Source organism: uncultured Catenibacterium sp. (assembly GCF_900540665.1).
Classification (GTDB): Bacteria; Bacillota_I; Bacilli_A; order Erysipelotrichales; family Coprobacillaceae; genus Catenibacterium.
In genome coordinates, this window is sequence record NZ_UQGV01000103.1 from 1 (window position 1) to 5,603 (window position 5,603).

Genomic DNA, 5,603 nt, shown 5'->3' on the forward strand with positions numbered 1-5,603 from the left:
CAATAGCAAGCTGCCAGGTCCTTTTTTTTATGTTTTAATTTTACATCTACATTATATTCAGTATAATATAAGTGCAAATTAAAGGAGAAAATCTAATCATGCGTATTGCGATATTTACAGACACTTATTATCCTGATATTAATGGCGTTGTTTCATCAATTGGTATATTAAGAAATGAATTAATGAAACATGGTCATCAAGTCTTGATTATAACAACAATTCCTCCTCTTGGTGTTCATATGAATGACGATCCTTTTATCATTCGAATGAATGGAATCTCTATTAAAAGTATCTATGGTTACCGTATGGCAGGAATTTATAATAATAAAATATTCAAACAGATTAAAGAATTCAATCCTGATATCATCCATACGCAGACTGAATATGGGATAGGTCTATTTGGACGATTATGTGGCTTTAAGCTAAATATTCCTACTGTTTATACATTTCATACTAATCTTTATGACTACACTTATTATGTTACAAAAGGAATCGAACCAATCGATTCCATTGTGAAAAAGATTGTAAAGAAACTTATGAAAGTTTATACTACTCATACAACATCGTTAATTGTACCAAGTGCAAAAACTGCATCTATGATGAAATCTATAGGTATCGAGAAAGAAATTAACATAGTACCCACTGGACTTGAACTAGAACGCTTTAAAATACATAATGAAGAACACACTCAACAAATAAAAGAAAAATATCATCTTTCTAATCATTTTAATCTCATCTCTTTAGGAAGACTAGCAGAAGAAAAGTCGTTAGATCTCATCATTGAGGCCATGCCTGCTATTATCCAAAGAAACCCTGATATCCGTTTGTTTATAATTGGTGATGGACCTGCAAAGGATACCCTGTTGCAGTTGACACATGATTTAGAAATGGATGACTATATCCACTTTGCAGGATGTCAAAGCACAGATGTTATTCCAGACTTCTATTATTCAGGTGATCTCTTTGTCTCTGCATCCTTAACAGAAACACAAGGTTTAACCTTTATAGAAGCAATGGCTTCTTCATTACCCGTTTTAGCAAGATATGATTCTAATCTAGATCCTGTTATTGTAGAAGGTAAAAATGGTCATTTTTTCTATTCTAAAGAAGAATATATTGAAAAAGTAGTAGAACTATCTCATAAGGATTTAACGCCTTATAAAGAGTATGCAGTCAAGCATGCTCAACAATTTGATTCTCATACTTTCTATGAAGGAGTGATGCAAGTGTATGATACATCTATAGATCATTTTGAAAATTGTTTTATTGTCTCTTTGATAACACCTCATGATAAGTTGGTCTCTATTGAATTAACTAGCGGTAAAAGAAAAGTTACACTTGAATGTTCTTTAGAAGATGTCGAATCATTTCATCTTGTTAAAGGAGGACGTATCAATCATGATACGATTGATATTCTTAAAGAAAAGCAGAATATCAGACAACTTTATTTTAAAGCAATTAAACTTCTCAGTTATCATGATTATTGTTTCCATGACTTGTTTAAAAGACTAGAAACATATGGAGACTTCAATGAAATAGAAATCATGAAATGTATGGCTTTATTAACTGATCGTCATTTGATTGATGATAGAAAATATGTGAAAAACTATATTGAAGCGACTTTGAAGAAGGGAAAAGGCTTTAAAAAAGCAATTCTTGATTTAAAAAATAAGGACATACCTGAACATCTCATTGAAGAAGAAATAGAGAAGTTTGACGAATCTGAAGAAAAAGATTATGCTTTAAATATCGTGGATCAGCTTTATCATACAAATAGTAAGCTGTCTCCACAGGGATTAATTCAAAAAATAAAGAGAACCCTATTTAATAAAGGATTTAGTCAAAGTACGATTGAATCAGTCATGAATACTTACGACTTTGAATTTTCTCATGAACGTACATTGTCTTTATTAAGACAGGAATTTGAAAAGACATATAAACGTTATCAAAATAAATATCATGGTCAAGAACTAAAGATGCGTATCAGCCGTTTTCTAAAACAGAAAGGGTATGACTATGAGGATATCTTGATTGTGATGGATGAAATATGGAGTGAATTGAATGATTAAAATTAATGAAATGCAGCCAGGAAAAGAAACTGTAGGATTTGAGGCTATTATTATTTCGGTGACTGTAGGTAAAACCAATGGCGCCAACAAATCGTCTTATTTAAACATAATCCTGCAGGATGCGACAGGCACGATTGATGCAAAACTCTGGTCTGCAACAGATGAACAGATTCGTTTATTTGAAAGAGGACAGGTTGTAAGAGGAAAAGGGGATATCATCAATTATAAAGGCATGAGACAGATGAAAATTGTTAAGCTTGAGCCGATTGAAATGAATGATGAACAGAAGGCTTTATTCTTACCTCAACCTCCTATTGAAAAAGCAGTGATGCAGAAAGAATTAGATAAGTATATGAAGAAAATCCATAATATTCGTCTTTATGCGATTGTTCATGGTCTTATTGAAAAACATTATACAGCGTTTGTGAACTATCCTGCTGCAACTAAAAATCATCATGATTTTGCATCAGGTCTTCTTTATCATACTTTATGTATGTTGAAACTTGCAGATCAGCTTATTGAAGTATATAGCTATCTAGATGCTGATTTACTTTATGCAGGTGTTATTTTACATGATATCGGTAAAGTTAAGGAGTTCACCGGACCTATTGTCCCTGCCTATTCTATCGAAGGAAGTCTTGTAGGACATATTTCTATTGGTCATGCAATGGTTAAAGAAATGGCTGAAGAATTACATATTGAGGGAGAAGAAGTTTATCTTCTAGAACATATGATTCTTTCTCATCATGGCAAACAGGAATTTGGTTCTCCAGTATTACCACAGATTCCTGAAGCAGAAGCATTAACACTTATTGATAATGTAGATGCACGTATGAATATGTTTGAAAAGGCACTTCATGATACAGAGCCAGGAGCATATTCTGCACGTATCTTTGGGTTAGAAAATAGAAATGTATACAAATCTCATAATTGATGTGATATAATGAGAAAAACGACAGGAGGTTTGACATGTGTATGGATAAAGTAAAAGATTGGTTATTCGGTGAAGAAGAAGAAGGATATACAGAAGATTACAATACAGCACAAAACGGACAGGAACAAAAATCTAATATTTTTGAAAACAATAAGACTAAAAAGACAAGTGAGATGTTGAAGCCATTTGATGCCAACTCTAGTCTTGTATTATTCGAACCACGCGCTTATTCTGATTCTCAGGAAATTGGTGGTTATTTAAAGAAGAATAAGGCTGCTGTAGTTAACTTACATCGTTTACAGAAAGAACAGCAGAAGCGTGTAGTTGATTTCTTAACTGGTGTTATTTTTGCGATTGATGGTGATATTCAGGTAATCGGTCCTAAGATTTTCTTATGTACACCTAAGAATATTGGCGTAACTGGTTCAATCACTCTTGATGATGAACCACAAGCAGCTACGGAGGAATAAGTATTAGCCTATGCTAATACTTTTTTTATGACAGATGTTAGAACATTTTAAAGGTGATGAAGAATTCGTTTCAAAAATATTAGATTACAAGGATCAGGCACTTTATTCACAGCGTATGATACTTACACAATTTCTTGATCCTCATCAGCAGTCCATTGTAGAAAGTGTTATTGGACATGAACTTAAGGTAGAAGCAGATGGTGGGTTTGATAATGCGGAGAATAAGAGAGTATTAATTGCACCTGATTTCTATGAATTTGAACCTGAAGATTTTAAAGTGACTGTTTTTAGAGTAGATTATAATGATACATTTGGAAAACTAAAACATTCTGATGTATTAGGAGCCCTTATGCATTTAGGTATTAAACGTCAATGTATTGGTGACATCAATGAAGAACCCCTCTCTTTTGCATGCATTAAAGAAAACAGTGATTATATTCGTATGAATTTAACACGTATTAAACGTTCCTCTATTCATCTTGTGGAAATGGAAGAACGTCTCTCTATTCATTCAGATACTTATATAAAAACAGTTATTGTTTCTTCTTTGCGTCTAGATAAGATGGTAGCTGCTCTTTTTGGCATTTCTCGTAATAAAGCAGTTGAAGCCATTCATGGTCAGTATGTCAAGCTTAACTACAAAGTTATTGAAGATATTTCAAAAATATGCGATAATAACGCTATAATATCTTTACGTCATCATGGCCGAGTAAAGATATTCATAACGGATAGAAGAACAAAGCAGGATAATTATGTAATAGAAGGCCAATATTATCGATGAGGGAACGATTATGGGATACATGTTCAATAAGCAGTTTCATGGATATAATACGGAAGAAGTAGATGAAACTATTGCGAGTTTAGAAAAGAATATCCAGGATAGATCACTGCAGATTAGAAGACTTGAAAAAGAATTAGATAAAATCAAAAAAGAGAATATTGCGATGGCAAATCGCCAATCTATTGAACGAAAGACCAATGAGGAGATTTCCCGTCTTGCTTTAAAAGAAGCCAGTGAACTTATTACAAAGGCAAAGCATAATGCGAATATGATTCTGAAAGAATCAATGAATTATGTGAGAGGTTTAAGTGATGAGGTGGATGGTTTTAAGGATGAAGCAAAAGATTTCAGGGCTGAAATTGTAAAAATCAGCACAGAATTGTTAGAAACTATTGACAAATCAGAAATTTTTAGTTTAATTAATGAAGAAGAAAAAAAAGCGAAGAAAGAGAGCGCTGATCAAGAGAACTTATAGAGAAGCCGTGGGTGGTGGAAACGGTGAAGGTGTATTGGTCAGGAATCACTCTGGAGCTGCATCCTGAATTAAGTAGGGAATGCCGTTGATTGCGTTAAAATCTTAAGTGCATATCTAATGATATGAACAAAGGTGGTACCGCGTGCAAACGTCCTTTATGAAGGACGTTTTTTTATTTGTGAAAGGGGATATATATGAATTACAAAAGCACACTCTTAATGCCAAAAACTGATTTTGAGATGCGTGGTAAGCTTCCTACTAAGGAACCTGCTTACGTAGAAAGATGGCAGAACGCTAACATGTATGAAAAGGTAATCAAGCAGAATGAAGGGAAAGAACATTTCATTTTCCATGATGGACCTCCATATGCAAATGGTAACATGCATGTTGGACATATGTTAAATAAGGTTATTAAAGACGTTATTTGTCGTTATAAGAATATGGAAGGTTTCTATACACCATATATTCCAGGCTGGGATACTCATGGTTTACCTATCGAAAATGCGATTCAGAAGCAGGGTGTAGATAGAAAATCTATGTCTACTGCAAAGTTCAGAGAAAAATGTTATGCCTATGCATTAAAACAGGTAGAACGTCAGATGCAGCAGTGTATCCGTGTTGGTACATTTGCAGACTACAAACATCCATATTTAACTCTACATAAAGAATTCGAAGCAAGACAGATTGATGTATTTGCGAAGATGGCTGTAGATGGATTAATCTATAAAGGATTAAAGCCAGTATACTGGTCACCTTCATCTGAATCAGCATTAGCTGAAGCAGAAGTAGAATACCATGATGTAAAATCACCTACTATCTATGTTCGTTTCAAGGTAAAAGATGGTAAAGGTATCTTAGAAGGTGATGATAACTA

6 protein-coding genes and 1 other annotated feature are annotated in these 5,603 nt (G+C 33.6%); all 6 genes read left to right on the forward strand.

All coding sequences use genetic code 11. The features are described 5' to 3' along the window. Nucleotides 1-98 precede the first annotated feature (98 nt). Nucleotides 99-2,069 carry a glycosyltransferase gene (locus tag QZQ55_RS10405; protein WP_295093094.1) on the forward strand — a complete coding sequence of 657 codons (1,971 nt, stop codon included), beginning with the start codon at nt 99-101 and terminating at the stop codon, nt 2,067-2,069. Beyond that, nucleotides 2,062-3,003 (forward strand): 3'-5' exoribonuclease YhaM family protein, encoded by a 942-nt coding sequence (locus tag QZQ55_RS10410; protein ID WP_295093096.1) that lies wholly within the window; start codon nt 2,062-2,064, stop codon nt 3,001-3,003. Before QZQ55_RS10405 ends, QZQ55_RS10410 begins: the two co-directional genes overlap by 8 nt. A gap of 41 nt (nt 3,004-3,044) precedes the next feature. Further along, nucleotides 3,045-3,473, forward strand: a complete 429-nt coding sequence (gene sepF / locus QZQ55_RS10415; RefSeq protein WP_006505098.1) for a cell division protein SepF — start codon at nt 3,045-3,047, stop codon at nt 3,471-3,473. A gap of 34 nt (nt 3,474-3,507) precedes the next feature. Further along, nucleotides 3,508-4,254, forward strand: a complete 747-nt coding sequence (locus QZQ55_RS10420) for an RNA-binding protein (RefSeq protein ID WP_295093098.1) — start codon at nt 3,508-3,510, stop codon at nt 4,252-4,254. Nucleotides 4,255-4,264: 10 nt separating this feature from the next. Further along, nucleotides 4,265-4,729, forward strand: coding sequence for a DivIVA domain-containing protein (locus QZQ55_RS10425; protein ID WP_295093100.1), 465 nt, complete (start codon nt 4,265-4,267; stop codon nt 4,727-4,729). Continuing rightward, nucleotides 4,688-4,888 (forward strand) — a binding site (T-box leader). Its footprint overlaps the gene before it by 42 nt. A 35-nt stretch (nt 4,889-4,923) precedes the next feature. Then, on the forward strand, nt 4,924-5,603 hold a 680-nt coding region (locus QZQ55_RS10430), incomplete at its 3' end, for a class I tRNA ligase family protein (RefSeq protein WP_295093102.1).